The 20,347-nt window shown below is 39.9% G+C and carries 11 protein-coding genes; 3 read left to right on the top strand and 8 right to left on the bottom strand.

The annotated features are described in order from the left end of the window. The first annotated feature begins 4 nt into the window (after positions 1-4). From HH304_RS07940 to HH304_RS07930, 3 genes are all read left to right on the top strand, one after another. The gene (locus HH304_RS07940) at positions 5-1,462 is read left to right on the top strand and encodes an FISUMP domain-containing protein (protein ID WP_169679946.1); all 1,458 of its coding nucleotides are present in this window, start codon (positions 5-7) and stop codon (positions 1,460-1,462) included. Positions 1,463-1,503: 41 nt separating this feature from the next. After that, on the top strand, positions 1,504-8,991 hold the full coding sequence (locus HH304_RS07935) for a S8 family serine peptidase (protein WP_169679943.1): 7,488 nt from the start codon (positions 1,504-1,506) through the stop codon (positions 8,989-8,991). Positions 8,992-9,103: 112 nt separating this feature from the next. Further along, entirely contained in the window at positions 9,104-9,463 is a 360-nt protein-coding gene (locus HH304_RS07930) for a hypothetical protein (RefSeq protein ID WP_169679935.1), read from the top strand. A gap of 215 nt (positions 9,464-9,678) precedes the next feature. Here HH304_RS07930 and HH304_RS07925 read toward each other — a convergent pair whose 3' ends face one another. From HH304_RS07925 to HH304_RS07890, 8 genes are all read right to left on the bottom strand, one after another. Next, positions 9,679-10,890, bottom strand: coding sequence for a DcaP family trimeric outer membrane transporter (locus tag HH304_RS07925; RefSeq protein ID WP_169679933.1), 1,212 nt, complete (start codon positions 10,888-10,890; stop codon positions 9,679-9,681). A 164-nt stretch (positions 10,891-11,054) separates the two neighbouring features. Then, positions 11,055-11,792 (bottom strand): hypothetical protein, encoded by a 738-nt coding sequence (locus HH304_RS07920; RefSeq protein WP_169679931.1) that lies wholly within the window; start codon positions 11,790-11,792, stop codon positions 11,055-11,057. 71 nt (positions 11,793-11,863) lie between these two features. Continuing rightward, on the bottom strand, positions 11,864-12,763 hold the full coding sequence (locus HH304_RS07915) for a hypothetical protein (RefSeq protein ID WP_169679926.1): 900 nt from the start codon (positions 12,761-12,763) through the stop codon (positions 11,864-11,866). A gap of 26 nt (positions 12,764-12,789) precedes the next feature. Then, complete coding sequence (locus HH304_RS07910; RefSeq protein WP_169679924.1) at positions 12,790-14,163, bottom strand: serine hydrolase domain-containing protein; 1,374 nt, start codon at positions 14,161-14,163, stop codon at positions 12,790-12,792. Between the two features lie 97 nt (positions 14,164-14,260). Continuing rightward, positions 14,261-15,934 (bottom strand): amidohydrolase family protein, encoded by a 1,674-nt coding sequence (locus tag HH304_RS07905; protein ID WP_169679921.1) that lies wholly within the window; start codon positions 15,932-15,934, stop codon positions 14,261-14,263. A 41-nt stretch (positions 15,935-15,975) separates the two neighbouring features. Continuing rightward, a complete protein-coding gene (locus tag HH304_RS07900) occupies positions 15,976-17,673 on the bottom strand; it encodes an amidohydrolase family protein (RefSeq protein WP_271711550.1) in 1,698 nt (565 codons plus the stop codon). 9 nt (positions 17,674-17,682) lie between these two features. Then, positions 17,683-19,005: a metal-dependent hydrolase family protein gene (locus HH304_RS07895; protein ID WP_271711549.1), complete on the bottom strand. Its 1,323-nt coding sequence runs from the start codon at positions 19,003-19,005 to the stop codon at positions 17,683-17,685. Between the two features lie 7 nt (positions 19,006-19,012). Further along, on the bottom strand, positions 19,013-20,347 hold the full coding sequence (locus HH304_RS07890; protein WP_271711548.1) for a metal-dependent hydrolase family protein: 1,335 nt from the start codon (positions 20,345-20,347) through the stop codon (positions 19,013-19,015).

Below are 20,347 nucleotides of genomic sequence, written 5' to 3'. Positions count from 1 at the left end.
AATTATGCGAAAGGATAGTTTGATGAAAATAATTTGCAATAAATATTTATTTCTGTTACTCATATTTCTGGCCAATTCATGTTCACCGGATGAGGAAGTTTTTGACCTTAATCCAAATGCGGGGCCCAGCTTTATTGATATAGAAAATGAAGGCTATGTTGTTCAATTAAATGCTGTTCCGGTAAAAAAGCCATTAATCGGTACATGGAGAATTTATATTGGAGAAAACGGAAGGTTTGAAGATGTAAATGATCCACGGACTAAGTTTTATGGAGAACCCGGAGAATCCTACCAATTAGGGTGGGAGATAAGTAATGGCGACCAATATGAAGCGTCAATCATTACTGTTTCCTTTAAAGCTATGGAGCCCGTTATTCTTTCCCCTGCTATTGATGTGGATACCTTATTTAACAACGTATCTCATTACCTGAAAGCTGAAGAACCGAAATTTGGAGCTTCAGGGCACTGGGAGATTGTAAGTGGATCTGACGGCCGGATAGAAAATGATCAGCTTGGTGAAGCAGAATTCATTGGCAAGGAATATTCTGCATATACCTTAAGATGGGTCCTTACCTATGGCTCAAAGGAGGAATATGAGGAAATTACTTTTAGAACTGATCAATTGAAAGCCGATGCCGGCCCAGATCGTCTGGATATCAAAAATGATAAAGCAGCTGTTAGAAAATTCTTCAACCTGGAAGGATTCTTACCTGCCGGAGCGACCGGGGGGTGGGAAGTTATCAGAAATAGTGACAAGGCTGTACTTTATAATATAGACAACCCTAATTCTTTAGTCGAAGGGATTGCCGATTCGCTCTATCAGTTGACCTGGAAAGTAGTCATTGATGGTTATGAGTCAGTCGATACAGTCGATATCCGATTCAGAGGAAAGTGGGGGATGTTTAAAGATAGTCGAGATAATCAAACCTACAAATTTACGGAGATCAATGGACTGGAATGGATGGCTGAGAATTTTAACTACGCTGCAAATCCGGGTAATGGTTCATGGTATTACGGGTATGCCTACCGGGCAGTTATTCAAGATGGTCATGCAGTTGATACTGAAGAAGATAGAAAAAAGTATGGACGATTATATGATATATATACTGCAGAAACCAGTGCACCCGAAGGTTGGCGTTTGCCCACAGCAGAAGAGGTAGATGCTTTAGTAAATTCCTATGGTGGAATTGCTTATGCCAAAGAAGCCCTGATCGAGGGTGGAGAAAGTGGCTTTAATTTTTCATATCCTGGCTATTTGTCATTTTCAAGTAGTAGTGATCCGGCATTTAGAAATGTCTTTATGGATCAGGATAATGTTGGCATGTTTTGGACATCATCATATGGATCCAGCGGATATGGCTTAGGATTTTTTGGGGATAACACTTCAATAGAAACGGGTACAACAATTATTCAGTTTTATTTTTATGCATTACCTGTTCGCTACGTGAGGGAAGTCCAATAGTCCTGAGATAGTTAGATTTTACGATCGAAAAAGATATTATTATGAATAAAATAACATACATTATCCTGTTTTTTTTCAGCATAATTGGCACATATTCCATTAATGCGCAAAGTGGATATGAAGAACCAGATGCTGTTGTAAGTGGAAAGGTGAGGATAAAGTTTAAAGAATCCGCATTTACTAACCAGGCTAATGCCAGATTAACCCCTGTATATGAAGATACTGATGAGGTTGGTATACAGAGTGTTGATGCAGTAAGTAAATCGGTAGGAATTACGAAAATTAAACGTGTTTTTCCTTTTTCGCCGAAGTTTGAGGCGAAACACAGGAAATATAATCTGCATTTATGGTATGAAGTGGAATTTGATAGTGCTCAAAGTCCCGCAGAAGTAATCAGCTATTATGAAGGTCTTGCAGAGATTGATATCATCAAACCTGTTTATAAAAAAACAAGGATTGATGGAGATAAGCAGCCTGTGATCTTTAGGGCTGAATCGAAAAATAATATTTCTGCGTATAATGAGTTATCACAACAAAATTTTGATGATCCTTTACTAACTGATCAGTGGCATTATGAAAATGATGGAAGATTTGGCGAAGATGGTTCTGATATCGATCTTTTTAGTGCATGGGAAATAACTTCAGGTAGCTCTGATATTATTGTAGCCATTGTCGATCAGGGAGTAGATTTCAATCATGAAGATCTTAAAGCCAATATGTGGGTAAATGAGGCTGAACTAAACGGTGAAGAAGGAGTTGATGATGACGGAAATGGTTATATCGATGACTTTTATGGCTATAATTTTAATGTTTATGGCCCGATAACCCCGGGAGATCATGGTACTCACGTAGCAGGTACCGTCGGTGCTGTCAATAACAATGGTATCGGAGTTGCTGGTGTTGCCGGTGGAAATGGTTCTGGAAATGGCGTTAAATTAATGTCAACTCAGGTTTTTGATACCAGAAACAATGGAGGCCTTAATTTTGCCGAAGCCATCGTGTATGGTGCAGATAATGGAGCTATTATTTCTCAAAATTCTTGGGGGTATAACCGGGATGATTATTACGAGCCTGAAGTATTAGAGGCTATCCGATATTTTATTGCCGAAGCTGGTCAATATGAAGGGAGCCCAATGAAGGGAGGAATCCTGTTCTTTGCCTCAGGAAATAGTGCCATTGAATCTATTCGATATCCGGGGGCTTTTGAAGAAGTTGTGGCGGTTTCTTCAACTGGTCCAACCGGATTTCCCGCTCCCTATACAAATTTTGGTAACTGGATAGATATTTCTGCACCTGGCGGGGATAGCTTTAATTTTGGAGATGAAGCAGCTGTATTAAGTACGTTAGTTGGAGATCAATATGGATACATGGATGGTACTTCAATGGCTTGTCCGCATGTTTCAGGGGTTGCTGCTTTAGTGATTTCAAAATTTGGCGGAGACAATTTTACTCCCAACGATCTGCGTAGAATTTTATTGAATTCTACTGTTCCGTTTAAATTTCAACATAACAATAAGTATGGTAAGGGTATTCTTAATGCAGCTAAATCATTGGTTGATGACAATAGAATACCGCCAAATCCGATAACAGATCTTATTGCTGCTGAGACATTTCATAATGAAATCAGGCTGGAATGGACTGTCCCGGATGATGAAGATGGGTTTAGTCCGTCCAGTTATTACCTGGCTGTGGGCGAATCGCCGATAAATGCAGCAAATTTTGATAATCAGGTTTTGTTTTTAATTCAAAATAATAAAGAAACCGGAGAGAAATTTAACATTAACATTGGAGGGTTGTTCAAAGAAACAGATTACTATTTTGCAGTGAAATCTGCGGACCAGTTTGAAAACATTTCTGAAATTTCAAATATCCTGAAAGCAACCACTTCTAGTGAACCACATTTTATGTCCTCTGTGGAAAGCATTACTTTAGAAATTGATGTAAATGAATCTCCATTAACGAATGTACCAATAAGTTTTTCTAATATTTCTGAGGGAATAATCTATTGGGAGACTGCAATTTCTAATGAAACCTATTTCAGGGAACCAGAGATTGTTCAAACAGCAGAAGTTGATGCAACAATATATTATAAAGAAGGATTAGCAGATGCATCAATATCTTCAATTGAAGATGGAGTTGATTTTGAGCCAATCAAATACTTAACGAGTGAGGAAGTATCACAAAGTGCGTTAGCGTCAACTGAACATTGGGAAAATGACTCTCCTGAATTTATTGCTGGTATTTCGTATGAGAATGGTACTCCGCCGGCATTTTTAGCTGGCTCAGGAAATACGAATGCCGGATTGATATTTGCGAGTCGATTTGATGTGCCGTATGACTATGCATTAAATTTAACTCACCTTGAAGTTGCATTAATACCAGAAACAAATAAGCATCCGATTGTTGTTGAGATCAAACGTGGGTCAAGAAAAGATTTGTCTAAAGCCGAAACTGTTTATATGCAGGAATATTATCCTGATACAACTAATGTTTTAAAGTATTATCGGATTCCTTTATATAAACCTCAGAAGTTTCAAGATAATGAAAGTTTTTGGGTGGTTCTTCATTACCCTAAAGAAATGTTATACCCAATGGTGCTTCAATTTGCCGCTGATGATGAATTGTACGATCACTTTTTACAATCTAAAGATAATGGAAGAACCTATGATTGGGCAACATCATTAGCCTTAAGGCCTGTGATTCCAATGCTGCGTGCGTTTAGTACTGGTGATGATGGATCTTATGTGTTTTTTGATCCCAATCAGGGAGAAATTCCTCAATTCTCTAATCAGGATGTAAACATTACTGTTGATGCCAATGCATTAACCAATGGTAATCATCTGGCATCAATCGGAATTTATACAAATGATATTCACAAACCAATAAATAATATTGAACTAAAGCTACTAGTGAAAGGGCATAAGCCGAAGCTGAATAATTCAGAAACACTAGATTTCGAAGGTTATGTCAATGTGGATAATGAATTGCAGTTTGATATTGAGAATAGTGGGTATGGAAACGCTACAATACGAGGGTATACTTTTAGCTCAAGTGGTGCTACAGTCAATTTGACAGATTCGGTTTTAGTTAAAGCACAAAATAGTGAATTGTTTGAATTTTCCTATAAACCCATTCGTTCAGGATTGATAAATGAAACACTTACACTGCATACCGACGAAGGAGATTTTGAATATAATCTCCGCATAATCAGTGAAAATGAGCCATCTATGAGCCTGGCTTTAGCATCTTCAACTATTGATGTAGAATATGGATCAGAGGCAGAATTGAGCTTGACTATTACTAATTCCTCAACAGATAATGTCGAACTTATCTATGATTTAAATGATTATAGTCTGGTCAAGAAGAGATCTGGTGAATTAGTTAAAAAAGTAAATTACACTTTCAAAACCTCTGATGATGTTAATGGACCTGCTGCTGGTATTTGGGATGATATTTCATCTTTCGGGACGACTGTTGAATCTATAAATTATACCACAATCATACCTATTGGATTCAAATTCCCATATTTTGACCAATACATAGAAGAGGTAGAAGTAAACAGGCTGGGGCAGCTGGCAGTACTAAGATATGCCGCATTTATTCCTTTCAAGATTGATGGTAAGTCCTTACAATATAAAACGTTTCAATATTTTTCTTTTGGTGACCGACTGGTAGTTAGTTTCAATGCAGAAGTATGGAGCTATGGAGAAAAAGGGTATTTCAAAACTGGAGAGACAGTAGAATATCAAATTGTATTATTTAGAGATGGCACTGTTGAATACCGATACAAGGATATTCAAGGAGTAGCTTCAGATACCAAATCCAGAACAGTTTTAGTAGGTATTGAGATCGTTGATAATATCATTGTCAAAGAATTTGAAGATCCGGAGATACTTAAAAATGATATGGTGATTCGATTTAATCCTACCAGGAGGGTTACGATGGTTTCAGAGACGAGTTCATTAAACGGAACAATCCAAAAAGGTAAATCAGAAACAGTAACATTTGCTGTCGACCCGGCTTTTCATGGTTTGCAGGCAGGATCATATAACGACTTTATTTATGTGTCAAATAATACCTCCTCTAAACTTGATTCAATTCCGGTAACTATAAATGTCACAGGATGTGTAAATATATCAGTACCAGAAGCTTTAGCATATGATAGTGCTATAGTTGTCGGGTCTTCTCTAGTTCAATATTTACAGATAACAAATACTTGTGCTAATCCTGTTACTTTAAATTCAGTGATTAGTGATCAACCAGAATTTGTACCAGTTGCTTTTGCAACACCGGTAATTATTGAAGGAAATTCCAAAATGATGATTCCAATTGAGTTTATTCCGGGTAGTGTGGGGAACTTTGTTGGGACATTGAGCTTATCGTATGACAATTTCCCGTCTCAGCAGGTAGCTGTTACAGCTCAAGGAACTGGCGATGTGAATTATATAACTGATTTGCAGACCCCAGTTTCAGTTTCGTTAATTGCGGGTGAAGAGAAAACAATCCCATTTAATATTACCAACCTTACAATCGATAAAGATTTACAGGTAAGAGCAATCAATAGTGCTTTAGCTTCTGTTTCCGATTTGGATTCAGGAATTGCTGTCGGCAATGTACCAATAGCTGGTCAGACAAATTATGGGTACAATCTGTTAACATCAGATAGCTCAATGATAGCCAATAGTTGGGAGTCATTGGATCTTAAAGAAGGGAAAATAGATTTTGATAATGAAAACACATCGAAATTAGAGTTACCATTCGAATTTCCATTTTTTGGAAATAAATATGAGTCTGTTTGGATTGGAAGAAACGGGTATTTGTCTATCATGGACCAAACCGAGCCATCACAAATCAGGGTATTTCCAGGAATTGAATTTTATGGTGTGATGGCTCCATTTTGGGCAAAATTGAGAATCTCTCCAATTGGTTCAAGTATAAATTATCATATAGAAGATGATAAATTAATTGTGCAATGGACAAAATTGAAGGGGTTCTATGATTCGCAAACCCCGGGTGATGTGACTTTCCAGGCAGAAATTAATAGTGATGGTGAAATTATCTTCCGCTACCTTGATATTGACGGATGGGGAGCTGAAATGAATTATGGAATCATTAGTCCCGATGGAAAAGAATTGATTACAGAAGGTAAGGATGTATTTATAGTGCGTTGGGCAAATGTATCTGATTCATCCACTTTTAAGTATATTCCACCACAACACAGTCTGGTTAAAAATCAAGCTCAGAAAGAATTTAACCTCACAGTTAAATCGGACGATATCCTATACTCAGGTATTTACAATGATACGGTCAGGATCTTTACTAATAGTGTTACGAATGAGCAAATAGAAATTCCGGTTGAAATTAATATCAGCGGGATGCCTGAACTATCACCAACAGACAATATCGAGGTTCTTGAAAAGATTTATACCGGTCCGTTAGCAATTAGAGAGCCAGTCATTTTAAAAAATACTGGAATGGATGTATTAGCAATTAGTAACATAAAATCAGAAGGACTCGAAAGCCTGACACTATATAATGAACAAGGTATAAAAATTGTAAAAAGTGTCTCCGGAAGTTTAATTAATGATATTTTAATCAATCCGGCTGAAGAAGTCACCATATTTGTCGAGTTTCCTATATCACAAAAGCTTGATGTACTTGGCAAAGTTGTTTTTTCCGGAAACTTTAGTACAAGAGAAACGATCATATCTTGTGAGCTGGTTGACTCTCCAATTTTTAGCTGGACGGCAGTTGATCAGACTTATAATTTATCGAATACAACCAAGGAAAATTATACATTCAGTATCGATAATAATAGTGAATCAACTCTGAAGTTTAATCTGATACCGGCAACATTACCAGAGGTAGCCCCATTTCCGCTCGAGACATATGAATCGGAAGTAATCGGCAATTACGATGTCATTGAAAGAATAGCTGTAGACTCTTTAAGTTTGGAATTTCAAAACGAAGACATTAGTGTATTTGTTCCGTTCACAACGAATGGTCATTATGTTTATGCAAATCGTTTCACATCTCCTGATGGAGGGTTTAATCTTACACATGTTAAGACCTATACAAATATCTTTGGTAAAGATAGGTATATCCTGATTTCAGTTTACGTCGGTGGAGATATGCCGCAAGATGGACGAAAAGTCTATGAGCAAAAGTTTGTTGTCGATGAAATTTATGAGGACTGGATTTATTTCCCATTAGAAAAACCATTTTTTATACCTGAAGGAGAATCATTCTATGTAATTATCACCTTACCGGAGCATACTCCTGAATATCCGAATCGTTATATTGGAATTGAGAAATCTGACGATCCTGAAGTTTACAAAAATAGTTTTTCAGGCAATTTTCGACCGGATGGGAATCATTATTGGTCAGAGAATAATTTCAGCCAATCGGTATACAAAATCAGGGCGTTAACATCGTCCGGTAAAGATAATTGGTTATCAACTGATGCCAGATCAGGCACACTTGCAGCCGGAGAAAGTATCGAAGTGACAGCAACAATAGATGCAGAAGTCGCAGGAAGAGGTAGTCATTTGGGTAAATTGTTAATTCGATCAAATGATCAGTATACACCTTTGCAAGAAGCCAGCATTAATTTGAATGTAAATGGTTCTCCGGAACTGGACTTTTATCCAAATATGTATGAGGATACTGTCCAGATGGTTGAGACAGAATCTAAAGTATTTAATTACCTGTTTAATGATCCGGAAGGCGAATCTGCTACTGCTACACTTATCGAAGCTCCTGTTGGTTTGGAATATGAGTTTACCCAAACGAGTTCGAATACTGCACAACTCTCGGTACACACAAATTATGAAAGTAGTGGGCACCATGATTTGAAAGTAAAATTCGCAGATGCAATGGGCAATGCATATATTGATACTGTCCGGATACATGTTGTTGATAAAAACAGACCGCCAGTATTTAATATGGAATACGAGGTGATCACGTTAAACCTTGCTGATTCAAATCGTGCCTTGACATTAAGTCCAATGGATCTGTTTTCTGATGATGATGGCGATAATTTACAATTATTTGCTGGTAATTATTCTCCTGAGATTGTTGATATGGCAATCGGGCAACAGTTCATCAATCTTAATCCATTAAAAGTAGGTACTGGTCAGTTGGTATTTGCTGCCGATGATGGAAGGGAAGACGGTTTTGTTTTACATATCGTTTATGTAGTGGTTATTGATGACCCATCAAAGGTTGGTGGTGTGACTGATGGATTAAACCCTGGAGAAGTAGAAAAAGGATTGCCTGCTTTACTGTATCCAAACCCTGTAGTTAATCAGTCAGCTAAATTATACTACCAGCTTGAAGAGGAGAGTAATGTTAGCATTGAAATATATGATTACAATGGTCAGTTAATGGATAGAATTGACAGGTATAGTGTGATTCCGGGTGATCATACCGAACATTTACGATTTAACAATATCGCTGCTGGCATATACATCTGTATTTTAAAGACAGATCATTTACCAGAAAGGAGATTTAAGATTATAGTCAAATAAGTTGATTGATTAATTGCCTTAATTAATGCCGGAGCAAATTCAGCTCTGGCATTTTATTCCTGAATGATGGAATGGTCTGAATTCTGGTCCTTGGAACTTAAAAGAAAGCAACATGATATGGGATTTGTTTAAAAGTAGATTTAAGTTTTATAATGTAGATGTAGATGTGGTGAAAAATCTATTAGATAATGAATACATTATAATTAATGGAAAGTCTGGTTACATCCGTTTCGGGATAGTTTTATTAGGAGAATTAGCTTTAACTAATAAACGGTTGCTCTTTTTGCATAATGGACTGGAAATAAAATCTATATTTTTAAAGAATATTTCATCAGTCAAATGTAGCATAAACAAATTTAAACTTAAGAATGGACTGCTGGTTGCATCTGACGACAATGTTTACAAATATACAGTAGATTATCCTGAAGACTGGGAAAACTTGATTCAATATATAATAAATATCAGTAATTAGATATTTGATGAATCAATAAGTGAAATATATAATAATTAAGATAATATGAATTAGAGCAATTATTCTTAAATGAATATCAACTAAAAATCAATTAAATGACTATATCTCTTTAATAACTGATCCCGTAATTGAAGCCTTAGGCATAGCTATTACCAATAGCTATGCTTTTTTATTTTTTTTAATTGATGAAAAAACAATTGCTAGTATTAAAGATTTCAAAAGGAATACTTCACCATTGCTTGTAACCGATTAGCATTACCCTTTGCTTTATCCAGATTATTAATATTTCCCCAGGCATATTCAATGCCCGCCATTGCAAATTTTTCTATAGTCCAGATAAAATTAAAGTGACCCATACCACCACTTTCAAGAGTATTATCAGGCCTGAATTCCAGATTACCACGGTCCATGTAGGCATAGGCAATATTAGTAGATAATGATTTAGTTAATTGATATCCACCTCCAAATGCGAGCGTTATTGCATTTTCTAGCTCAATATCTCCATTTTGTGTTAACACAGCACCCTGATCTGTTCCGGCAAATATCAAAATCTGTCTGGTTATGCCATTATTGTATGAACTGTGCCAGGTAATAAAAAAGTTATTTGTTAATGTTTGACGGCCATTAAACACTACACCCCATCCCGGGCTAGTAGTATTTGGTCCCTGATCCTGTCCGTCCCATCTAAGCTGTTCGATCTGACCGCCGAGGGTAATCATCCCATTGTCATGATTATTAGTTATTCGGGCTGAGAAAATAGGAACGACCGGCATTGGTTCTCCTGGCTGATTAAATGGGTTGTAAATTCCATTTAATGCTGGCATTTCGAGCGAAACTCCATATTGCCAGTTTTTTATAAATTCTTTTTCATACCTGATTTGAATAGTCCTTCCACCAAATAGTGCATCTCCGGCGGAAAAGTCCATTATGAATGGAAAAACCCTTAAATCAGACAGGTTGGTCCATGTTTGTCCGACCAATAGATTTCCATATTTCACAAATGCATGCCTTAACCTGGGTTGCCCGGCTTTTAAAGACTCATCAAAGAAATCAAACTCCAGAAAAAACTTAAGTGGCCGTCGTGAGTCTGTTGTTCTTCTTAAATCAAAATTAAACCTGGTTTCTCTGACATGCATATTAAAAAATGGTCCAGCAGATGCCTCCGGAGTATTGTCTGCAGGTATTTGATTCATAAGCAACTGATTTCGGCTTCCTGCACCATTAAAATCATAAATTACATCAAGTCTAAAATATCCACCAAATTTCAGATATAGATCAGTATTTGGAAGGTTCCAGGCTCCTGGAAAGTCTTTTGTAGTCAAACTATCCTCCGGACTTCCCCTAAGTTTTGAATAATTATCCTGGCCATAAATGCTTTGATAAGGAAAAAGCAAAAGAATTATTGTGATGAGTATAAATGATTTCATCTTGTTAATTTTTAATGTTTCTCATATGAATTATTACTAGTTTTTACTGAACTTAAGCTTAAAGTATTTAAAATTAAGTTATTGTAAATCAGGTGTAAATCAAGATTTTTGTTCAGGATATTTTCTTTGTCAAATAGATCATAATTGAAATTTGAGTTTAATTATTATTTACGAATCCTGTTTTTTCCAAATAGCGGATTCGTAAAAAAGAAGGCACCAATTTCAAATCCTGCCCCATACGAACCATTAAATGCATTAGAGTAGGAGAGAGCTACAACCAGTTTTGGGCTTTCCCAGCGAATACCTGCACGATAGGAAGCAGGAGATTCAGCTGCTCCAGCTGTTCCAAATATTTCTCCAACTATAGCCGATTGAGGGATGACTTTATATATTGCGATTCTGGTGCTGTATGTAAATCCCCAGGCTGTTTTCTTTGTTTGTTTGTGGTCAAAGTTCACTGTTGCTCCGGGTAATATATCCCAAAGTATGGTGTTATTAGCAAAAGCATAGGTTGCTGTAAACATCGCCCAGTAAGACTGGAATTCACTGGTTACTTCACCTTCATCCAGATGCTGAGGGAATAACCCTAAACCTGCTAAAACAGAATAACCTTCAGTCTGCGCATCATTTTCAACAAGCCTATGCTTAACAAAAAATGAAAATGAAGTATAAGATTCCGAATTACTCCGTGGATCATCATAATAATGGACAAATTGCGTGTTGAATTCCCAATCCGGAAACAATGCAGCAATCGCATAAAACTGAGCATATTCCTGCCCGGCAGTACCGACTATCGTAGCGACACCATGTGGTGCTACCCATTGATTGTCTCCAACAAATTGCTGTGCCATAATCGATACTTGCATAATGAGAAATAGAATAATGATGATTAATTTCTTCATTGTATAAGAGTTAAAACCACATAATGTAATTTATTTAATTTGTATAGTTTATAATTTTGTTAAAAAGAATATCACCAGGGTAGTGGTATTACCGGTGCTATGGTAAACCTTACCTGATGTTGTGGTCCAAAAGATTCAGGGCTGCTTATATAATACCAATATTGTAGCCCTAATCTGATTGGCATTTTTCCAGCAATTATAACTTTTTGCGCACCTGTGCCTATTGGAAAAGTAAATTTATTTCCTTCTGATGCATTATGATTATAGGAATAAGTTGGTGAAGCGGTGATTTGCCATCCATTTTCAAGATTGATAGTATAGAAGTACTGCCCTGCTGTAACACTTGTATTTGATGAGCCATTCGATGTGATCCAATAATCATCAGGCAGGATCGTTGATGATGAGACATCCGGATCACTGGCCTTTCCAACTCCCAAAGCATGGCTAACCATAATTCCCCAAACACCCCAACTAGTCAATTTAGCTATCAATAATTCTGGACCTATTGTTATTTGTTTTGACCGTAAGGCTTCATCTGACGCTGTCGGAAAGCCACCAAAAACACCAACTAGTGTAATCCATTTTGAAGGCCAGGTTTTACCAACAGCAATGTCTGCACTGATATTTCCAAATGAAGCTTTATTTGTGAATCCATTTTCACCAATAACGGGTTGGGATATATAAACCGGAATTAACGGCCTCACATACAGGTTCAGACTCTCCGAAAGTGGGATGGGTAATGATGGCTGGAAACTTATGAGGAACCCATGCTGTTTACTTGCACCGTCAATATCTCCATTATACTTTATATAATCTATTGGAAAGAGCATTTGACCCAGTGTTGCATTTGGGTTTGCCAGTTTTTTAGCGATATCTGCAGCGCTTTCTTTTTCTATATTATCTTCCTGAGAAAATATTGGTTGAGCAATTAGTATAAATATTATTATTAAAAATTTAGATAGGTGTTTCATGATTATTGAAATTTATTGGTTGTGTTTTAATTTCCGGCCAGACTATAGATAATCTCTCTTACCATAGTCTCTTCCTGATTACTTCCGTCTCCGGTACAAAACCAGGCGGCAACCGCATCATTTGAAGGCGAAACAAAAAGGCCCTGACCTCCCACGCCGCTTTTAAAGAAATCCCCGTTCGGGATCACGACATCCCATTGGTATCGGTTGGCTAATCCTTCAACATCCGGGAATGATGCCGCGAATTTTTTTCTGGCAAAAGCAGTGGCGTACATATCGGAATGCGATGTATCCTGAATCTTCTTAATGATAGCATTCGGGATGATTTGCTCTCCGGCTAGCTTAGTTCCACTAGGAGTAAAGGCCATACCAAATCGAGCCATATCTCTTACGCTGGTGTTCATTCCAATAAAACCCAGAGTCTTACCACTAGGACTCACTTGCAAATCAGCATCATGCTCCATACCCATTTTGCTCCAAATCCGTTCGCTTAGTTGTTCATGCAAAGATTTTCCACCTACTTTTTCCACGATTCGGTTAATCACGAAGGTATTAATCGAATTGTATTCAAAAGCTTCATAAGCAGGCTTCACACGCTTCATTTCTCCCAGAATATCATACCAGTTTTTACTTATGTCGCCTGGTAGCATGGCTACATCTGAAGTGGCTGCCCAACGGAACCAGATTTGTTTCGGGTTGGTCCTGGGATCATGGTTGGGTTCGTCATGTTCCGTTCCATTTAATCCGGTAGCCATATCAAGTGCCTCCACTACTTTTACAGTTTCCCAATCACTTCCTTTTAACTCTTCGAGGTAATAGGTCACGGGTTTTTGTACATCAACTTTTCCTTCAAGTTCTAAAAAGGCTAACATGGTAGCACCAGTCACCTTGCTACTTGAAAACCAAATATGCTTATCATCGGGTCGCATGGTATTGTAGCGCTCGTAAACAATTTCTCCACCTTTTACTATCACCATGGCATCAACCGGGAAGTTTTCAAAATGATAATCCACGGTCTCAGTTTTTCCGTCCCTCCCTACAAAACTGAGTTCCCCAATTTCAGGATGAATATTATAAGGCAATTCACTTACCTGTCCGCTTCTGTAAAGGGGGGCGGTAGGATAAAATTGTGACCAATGCTGCCAGGCATATTCGGTTTCAGCACTTGGAAACTGAATTTTAACCTTATTTTCAGGTTGATTAAAGAATGTACTGATCCTTGCCACTTCCTCATAAGGAATATTGGAAGCTACATTTTCGGGTTTGGCATAAATTACCCCGGAATCGTCATTTTTTGAAGAAGTCGAGCCTGACTCATTATTATCATTCTGGATCTCAGAACAACTCAAAGCGAAGAACAGAACAGATAATGCCGATATTCTTAAACCTATTTTAAACATGATATTTTACTTTAAAATATTTTACAAACAGTTTTTTACATGATTTAGGTCTTTGACCTATCATCTATCCCTAATTCTTGGCTTGGGCTCTCTAGGATCATTTTTTATCTTGCTCCTTTAATCTTGGTGCAGCTGTGTCATCCATCTCATGCATGTCTGGTACATTAATGGTGAAATCCCCAAGCCAATTGTTGAAATCCACAGGTACGAACCGTCCCTTTTCTTCCACTGGGAAACGTATTGGCTGGCCAGGTTTGACTGGCAGTACCTCTCCTTTATCAACCACTATGGTTCCATTGACAATCACATAAGGAATGCCTGTTGGAGGAAGACCATTTTCACCAAACGAGTACGTCGCATTTGCTTTTACTGTCTGAGGGTTGAACAGTGTAAGATCGGCGACCTTACCCACCTGTACGCGTCCACGCTCTTTCATGGCTTCCAGCCCGGTATCGCCGAGATGTTTCGCGTTCCAGTAGCTTAATTGCGACAGGGTGAACATAAGCGGCACGCCTTGTTCCCGACCCAGCTCTAAGGTTTTTGCATAGCAGCTGGCAGTGCGAGGATGGCCCGCGTATTTCGTGACGTCTGCATCATAAGGCAGCAATTTGCCGTCCTCACCATTACCGGGAGACGCATCTGATGCTACGACCATCTCAGGAATGGTCAGCCAGTATTTCATCCATTTCTGACGCGGAGGTATGTGCACCACAACATTGTAACCAGGTTTTTCTTCTACCATCGCCAGAAACTCATCTTTGGTCAGAAATTTAGAAGTTCCCGGATCAAAGATGGTTTCTTCGTATTTGTAACCGTTAATATCTTCCCATACTTCAGGGCGGAGAAAATCGGCACTTATCCATGTCAACCCAGCCGCATAAGGGTAATACTCGCCCCATACATTATAGCCCTGTGCACGAGCCAGCTGCAGCTTTTCTTCGTTTTCCCACCAGCCGTAATCATTGTCATGGGCAAGGAGCAGCGGTGCACGAAGCACCATTGCATTGGCCAGCACTTCATCGAGAGCAATTGTTGCCTCGTTCGGTGTCTGCGACTGAATGTGGTACCGCGTGTGGACGGATGAAAGCCGACCATAACGACCGGCTGTACGCTGGGCCGAAAACTGCTCGTAGCTGGTTACACCCCGCTGAAAATAGGCCGACGTGATTCCAATACCTATGGCTCCCTGACGAAGGTCCTCATCCAAAATCTTCATGATCTGGTTCATTTGGTCAATGCTACTTTTGGTTACAGCCCATCCTTGCACGCCATCCGCGGCACTTGCTGCAATGATTCCTTGACCGTTTCTGGCGTCGACTATCTCACTCATGTCCACTTCGGGATCGTGGACCATAATCCGGGCGAAGAGCATGGAACTCGTGGTACCATAGTTCACTTGCCAGCCTTCTTTCGCTCTTCTGTCATACCAATCGCCTACGCGTGATGATCCCGCCTCGAGGTCCATACCGGTGGTAACACCACCGGCCACCGCCATCTTGGTTGCAAACGCATCTTGTGCGTGGAAGTGGGTGTCGATAAAGCCAGGAGCAACCACCAGGCCGGTGGCATCGATGGTTTCTTTACAGGTAATTTTGTCTTTGGTGATCACGGCAATTCGCCCGTCTTTCACCCCAACGTTGGCAATGCCATCGTACATCGTCTCCGGATCCATGACCCGTCCATTCAGAATGACCAGGTCATACTGTTGAGCCATCAACATATTGGAAAACAATAGGGTGAATAACAAGAAAATCAAATAAGACTTCTTCATATTCTTAAATTTTATTGGTTAATATATCAGATTGAGAATTTTTAGTTTTTGCCTATTGCATGCATACAGTCATTTAACTCGTGCATAGGTTCTGTAGGAGGTGTTAAATATTCCGCTCTCCATAATTCCGGGCTTACCTCTTCGTATTTTGATTCCGTAACTTCAAAACGGATAGGTTGTCCGGGGTATACATTCGGCAGCACTTTCGAATCTTTCACGATAATGGTTCCATTGATGATAACATATGGAATTCCTGTGGTAGGCACGGTTCCATGCTCGTAAGTAGCATTATCGGTTACATTTACTGGATCGAAAATCGTAATATCTGCGACCATCCCTTCTTGCATACGTCCACGTACCTTCATCGCCTCAAGCCCTGTTTCTCCCAGGTACTTTGCATTGTTGTAGCTGGCAATGGCGATGATTTGCATCAATGGAATATTGTTCTCTCTGGCAATTCGCAGCGCTTTTCCTCTTGTACCTGCTACTCTTGGGTGAGTATTTGAAAGGTCTTCGTATTTGGTATCCCAGGGAAGCTGATCCCATCCACCAGGGGCTGCAAACATGGCATCACTCGCCAAAACAACTCCCGGTAATGCCAGCCAGGAAGGGATGTCCTCAACAGGAGATTTGTAAAGTATAATTTCTTTGGTGGGATCCTTTTTCACATCCTCCTCATACTTCTCCAGCGTATAGAATTCATTAGTCTCAGGATCCTGAAGGGTGGTCTCATAGGTGTGTCCAAGCTCATCTATCCAATGTTCCGGTTTAATAAAGGCTGCATTGATGGAAGTAGAGCCAGCCGCATACGGATACACTTCGCCCCATACATTATGTCCTTGTTCACGCATTCTTACCAGCAGTTCCTGGACCATTTCCCATCCAGGGTTGTTAAAATGGTTCATCGAAACGGGCGCATTGAGTGCCATGGCATTGGTAAACATTTCCTGAGCGCCATTGGCTTCCCTTGTTGCACTCCCGGGTGTATTTCTGGAGTGGATGGCATAAAAACGACCATAGCGACCAGCCAGTTTGTGTATCTCAAAGACTTCCCGAGCCGTAGCCCCGGGCCAGTAACCTAAAGTCGCCGAAACAGCTAAAGCACCTTGCTGTAAACCTGCATCTATGGTTTTTAACAGCTCGTTACCCGTTTGCTGATCAATGACACCATAGGCCCATTGGGTACCTGATCTCACCGGAATGGCCATGGGAGCATCCAGTAGAATTTCATCAGCATTTTCGATCTTGTCGAGAATAGCTCCTCTGGCGGCTTCATGGCTGGAACCGGTTCCATAGTTCATTTGTGAGCGGCCTTTGTGCATGTCATACCATTTGCCAACATTGGGGCCGTAGCATCCAAATTCTAAATCCATGGCAGTGGTAACACCATCTCTTAACCCAAGCTTGTAGCCAACTGGTCTGGGCCAGTGCCAGTGTTGGTCAATAAAACCCGGAGCCACCACATGTCCGGTAGCATCCATGGTTTCCTTTCCTTTGATATCCTTTTCGGTGATCAAACCAATGATTCCATCTTTAATTCCGACATTTCGAACCCCGTCAAAATTGGTTTCCGGATCTATCACCCGACCATTGAGGATGACGACATCAAATTCCGTATCGGCAGGAAGTGATTTAAAGGTTGCTTTGTTGTCTTCTGCCTTTTCAGTTGGAGATTTGCATGCGACCATGACTATCCCAAGTATGAAAATGATAGCAAACAACTGTGTTAATTTTTTCATGTTTTATTATTATAAAGTGTTTTTATAAATCTTACCGTCTTTCATGATTACCTTAAAGTTGTTATCAGGATCGGCAACCAAATCGAGGTTCTCCAGGGGATTACAATCCACGATAATCATATCGGCATAGGCTCCTTCTTTGATTACTCCTAATTCACCTTGTTGATATGGATTGCGCGGACCACTCAACTTGAGCAGTTGAGCATTATCATAGGTCGCCATTTTTAATGCTTCATACTGTGTGTACCAACGTTTTAGCTTAGCCAGTAACTTCCCGTGTTTTAGGCAAAGTTCGGGATCGAAGATCACGTCTGTACCCCAGGCGGTCTTCACACCATATTTCTTAGCCAGTGCATAAGCGTTGTCTGTACCATTTGTAACTTCCACGAATTTTTTTTGATTCACCGAACCCTCTGGAAATGGAATGGCGTCTTCATCGTTCAGGATGGGTTGAATACTCAACCACACATCCTTTTCTGCCATCAATTTTGCCGCTTCATCTGTTATTAGCATCCCATGCTCTATGGACTTCACGCCGGCTTTAATCGCCATTTGCACCGCATCGTCACTAAACGCGTGTACCGCTACGTAGGTGTTCCATTCAGCAGCGGCTTCAACTGCAGCTTTGAGTTCCTCCAAAGAGTATTGTCTTACATCAAGTGGATCCATATCGGAGGACACGCCACCACCTGCGGTGAGTTTGATATGGGTTGCCCCACGACGTAACTGCTGACGTACGGCACGAAAGACTTCAGGAACACCATCTGCAATGATCGAATGCCCAGATGTCTCCAGGTAGGGGGCGTGGTTTGGCTCTATTCCAGGCCGAAAATCGGCGTGACCGGAGGTTTGACTCACTAAAGCGTCTGAAGGAAAAATGCGGGCCCCGGGAATAATTCCCTGGTCAATGGCTTCTTTCAGGCTAAAGGTATTCCCCCCAATGTCACGCAGAGTGGTAAAACCGCGCAGCAGGTCTTCCTCTGCAGTCTTGGCGGCCATAATGCCCAAATAAAAGGCGTCCTTGGACATGACTACCGGTACTGACATTTTAGCCCACATCATGTGCCAGTGCATGTCTATAAGTCCCGGAATCACTGTTTTTCCGGCTGCATCAATCACCTCGGCGCCTTTAGGGGCTTTGATGGATGGTCCAATTTCTTTGATCAGGTTGTTTTCGATAAGAATGTTACTATCAATCAATTTCTCATCGACACCATTAAAAATTTTGGCATTGGTAATTAAGATTTGTCTTGCTGGTGTTTGCGCATAAGTGAGTCCACTTAAAAGTGTCATTACGATGATCAACCAGATGTTTTTATTAAGCTTTTTCATGGTTGAACTAGTTTAATGTGTTTTTGTAGACTTTACCGTCTTTCATAATGACCTTGAAGTTGTTTTCCGGGTCGGCAACCAATTTCAAATTTTCCAAAGGGTTACCATCCACAATAATCAGGTCGGCATAACCTCCGGGTTTCAACACACCTAATTGACCTTCCTTATAGGGATGCCGTGGCCCTGATAGCTCCAGCAATCTTGCGTTTTCTGAAGTTGCCATTTTCAAAGCTTCATAAGGAGTAAACCAGCGATCTAATTTTGAAAGCAGTTTCCCTTGCTTGGCAGCATTTTCAGCACCCATAAACAGGTCTGTTCCAAATGCGATATTCACTCCAATTTCTTTCGCAACCTTGTAGACATTGTCTGTTCCTTGTGTTACCTCTGCAAACTTCCTGTTGGACTCTTCGCTAGGGAATTCATCCGCATCCTCATCATTCAATATGGGTTGGGTACTGAGCCAAACCTCATTGTCCTTCATCATTTGAAGGGTCTCCCGGCCCATGAGCATACCATGTTCGATGCTTTTGACTCCAGCTTTTATCGCAGTTTGTACAGCATCGTCTGTGAAAATATGGGCTCCTACATAGCTATTATAGCTATTCGCAACATCAACTATGGCCTTCATTTCTTCCAGGGAATACTGTCGTGCATCAATGGGGTCATATTGGGAGGCAACTCCACCGCCACCAGCAATTTTAATTTGTGTTGCGCCCAACATAAAAGCTTCTCGGGTTCGGCGCCGAGCCTCGGCTTCACCATCTGCAATGGCAGACATCCCTACCTCTTCCCAGTAAGTCATATTGCCAAGTCTATCCGGTATTTGATTGATAAGCCTGTAGTCAAAATGTCCACCTGTTTGACTGATCATAGGACCTGAAGGTAAAATACGCGGACCAACCACTAATCCTTGATCTATCAACTTTTTGAGACTGAACACATTTCCTCCCATATCCCGTACTGTAGTAAAGCCTCGCATTAAGGTTTTTGGGGAGGCAATGGTACTTCGTATACCGACCTCAAAAGCATCTCCAGTTAAAATAAATGTCATAGGTAGCTCAGCCAGTGCCATATGCCAGTGCACATCGATCAAACCCGGTATCACTGTCTTACCAGCTGCATCAATCACCTCGGCACCGTTGGGTGCTTTGATGGAAGGGCCAATTTCTTTGATCAGATTATTTTCGATCAGAATATCTCCATCTATTAATTTTTCATCGACACCATTGAAAATTTTGGCGTTAGTAATTAAAATTTGATTTACTGGTGTTTGCCCAAAAGCAAGTCCACTTAAAAGTGTCATCACCAGAAGCAACCAGATGCTCGATTTTAAATTTTTCAT

Source organism: Marinigracilibium pacificum (assembly GCF_012926615.1).
Taxonomy (GTDB): Bacteria; Bacteroidota; Bacteroidia; order Cytophagales; family Cyclobacteriaceae; genus Mangrovivirga; species Mangrovivirga pacifica.
Note: the sequence above shows the minus strand (reverse complement) of the source record. Positions and strands in the feature narration are given on the sequence as shown.

Excerpts from the sequence above, each read along its gene's own strand:
- HH304_RS07940 (WP_169679946.1), top strand. The coding sequence starts at position 5 with ATGCGAAAGGATAGTTTGATGAAAATAATTTGCAATAAATATTTATTT.
- HH304_RS07935 (WP_169679943.1), top strand. The coding sequence starts at position 1,504 with ATGAATAAAATAACATACATTATCCTGTTTTTTTTCAGCATAATTGGC.
- HH304_RS07930 (WP_169679935.1), top strand. The coding sequence starts at position 9,104 with ATGATATGGGATTTGTTTAAAAGTAGATTTAAGTTTTATAATGTAGAT.
- HH304_RS07925 (WP_169679933.1), bottom strand. The coding sequence starts at position 10,890 with ATGAAATCATTTATACTCATCACAATAATTCTTTTGCTTTTTCCTTAT.
- HH304_RS07920 (WP_169679931.1), bottom strand. The coding sequence starts at position 11,792 with ATGAAGAAATTAATCATCATTATTCTATTTCTCATTATGCAAGTATCG.
- HH304_RS07915 (WP_169679926.1), bottom strand. The coding sequence starts at position 12,763 with ATGAAACACCTATCTAAATTTTTAATAATAATATTTATACTAATTGCT.
- HH304_RS07910 (WP_169679924.1), bottom strand. The coding sequence starts at position 14,163 with ATGTTTAAAATAGGTTTAAGAATATCGGCATTATCTGTTCTGTTCTTC.
- HH304_RS07905 (WP_169679921.1), bottom strand. The coding sequence starts at position 15,934 with ATGAAGAAGTCTTATTTGATTTTCTTGTTATTCACCCTATTGTTTTCC.
- HH304_RS07900 (WP_271711550.1), bottom strand. The coding sequence starts at position 17,673 with ATGAAAAAATTAACACAGTTGTTTGCTATCATTTTCATACTTGGGATA.
- HH304_RS07895 (WP_271711549.1), bottom strand. The coding sequence starts at position 19,005 with ATGAAAAAGCTTAATAAAAACATCTGGTTGATCATCGTAATGACACTT.
- HH304_RS07890 (WP_271711548.1), bottom strand. The coding sequence starts at position 20,347 with ATGAAAAATTTAAAATCGAGCATCTGGTTGCTTCTGGTGATGACACTT.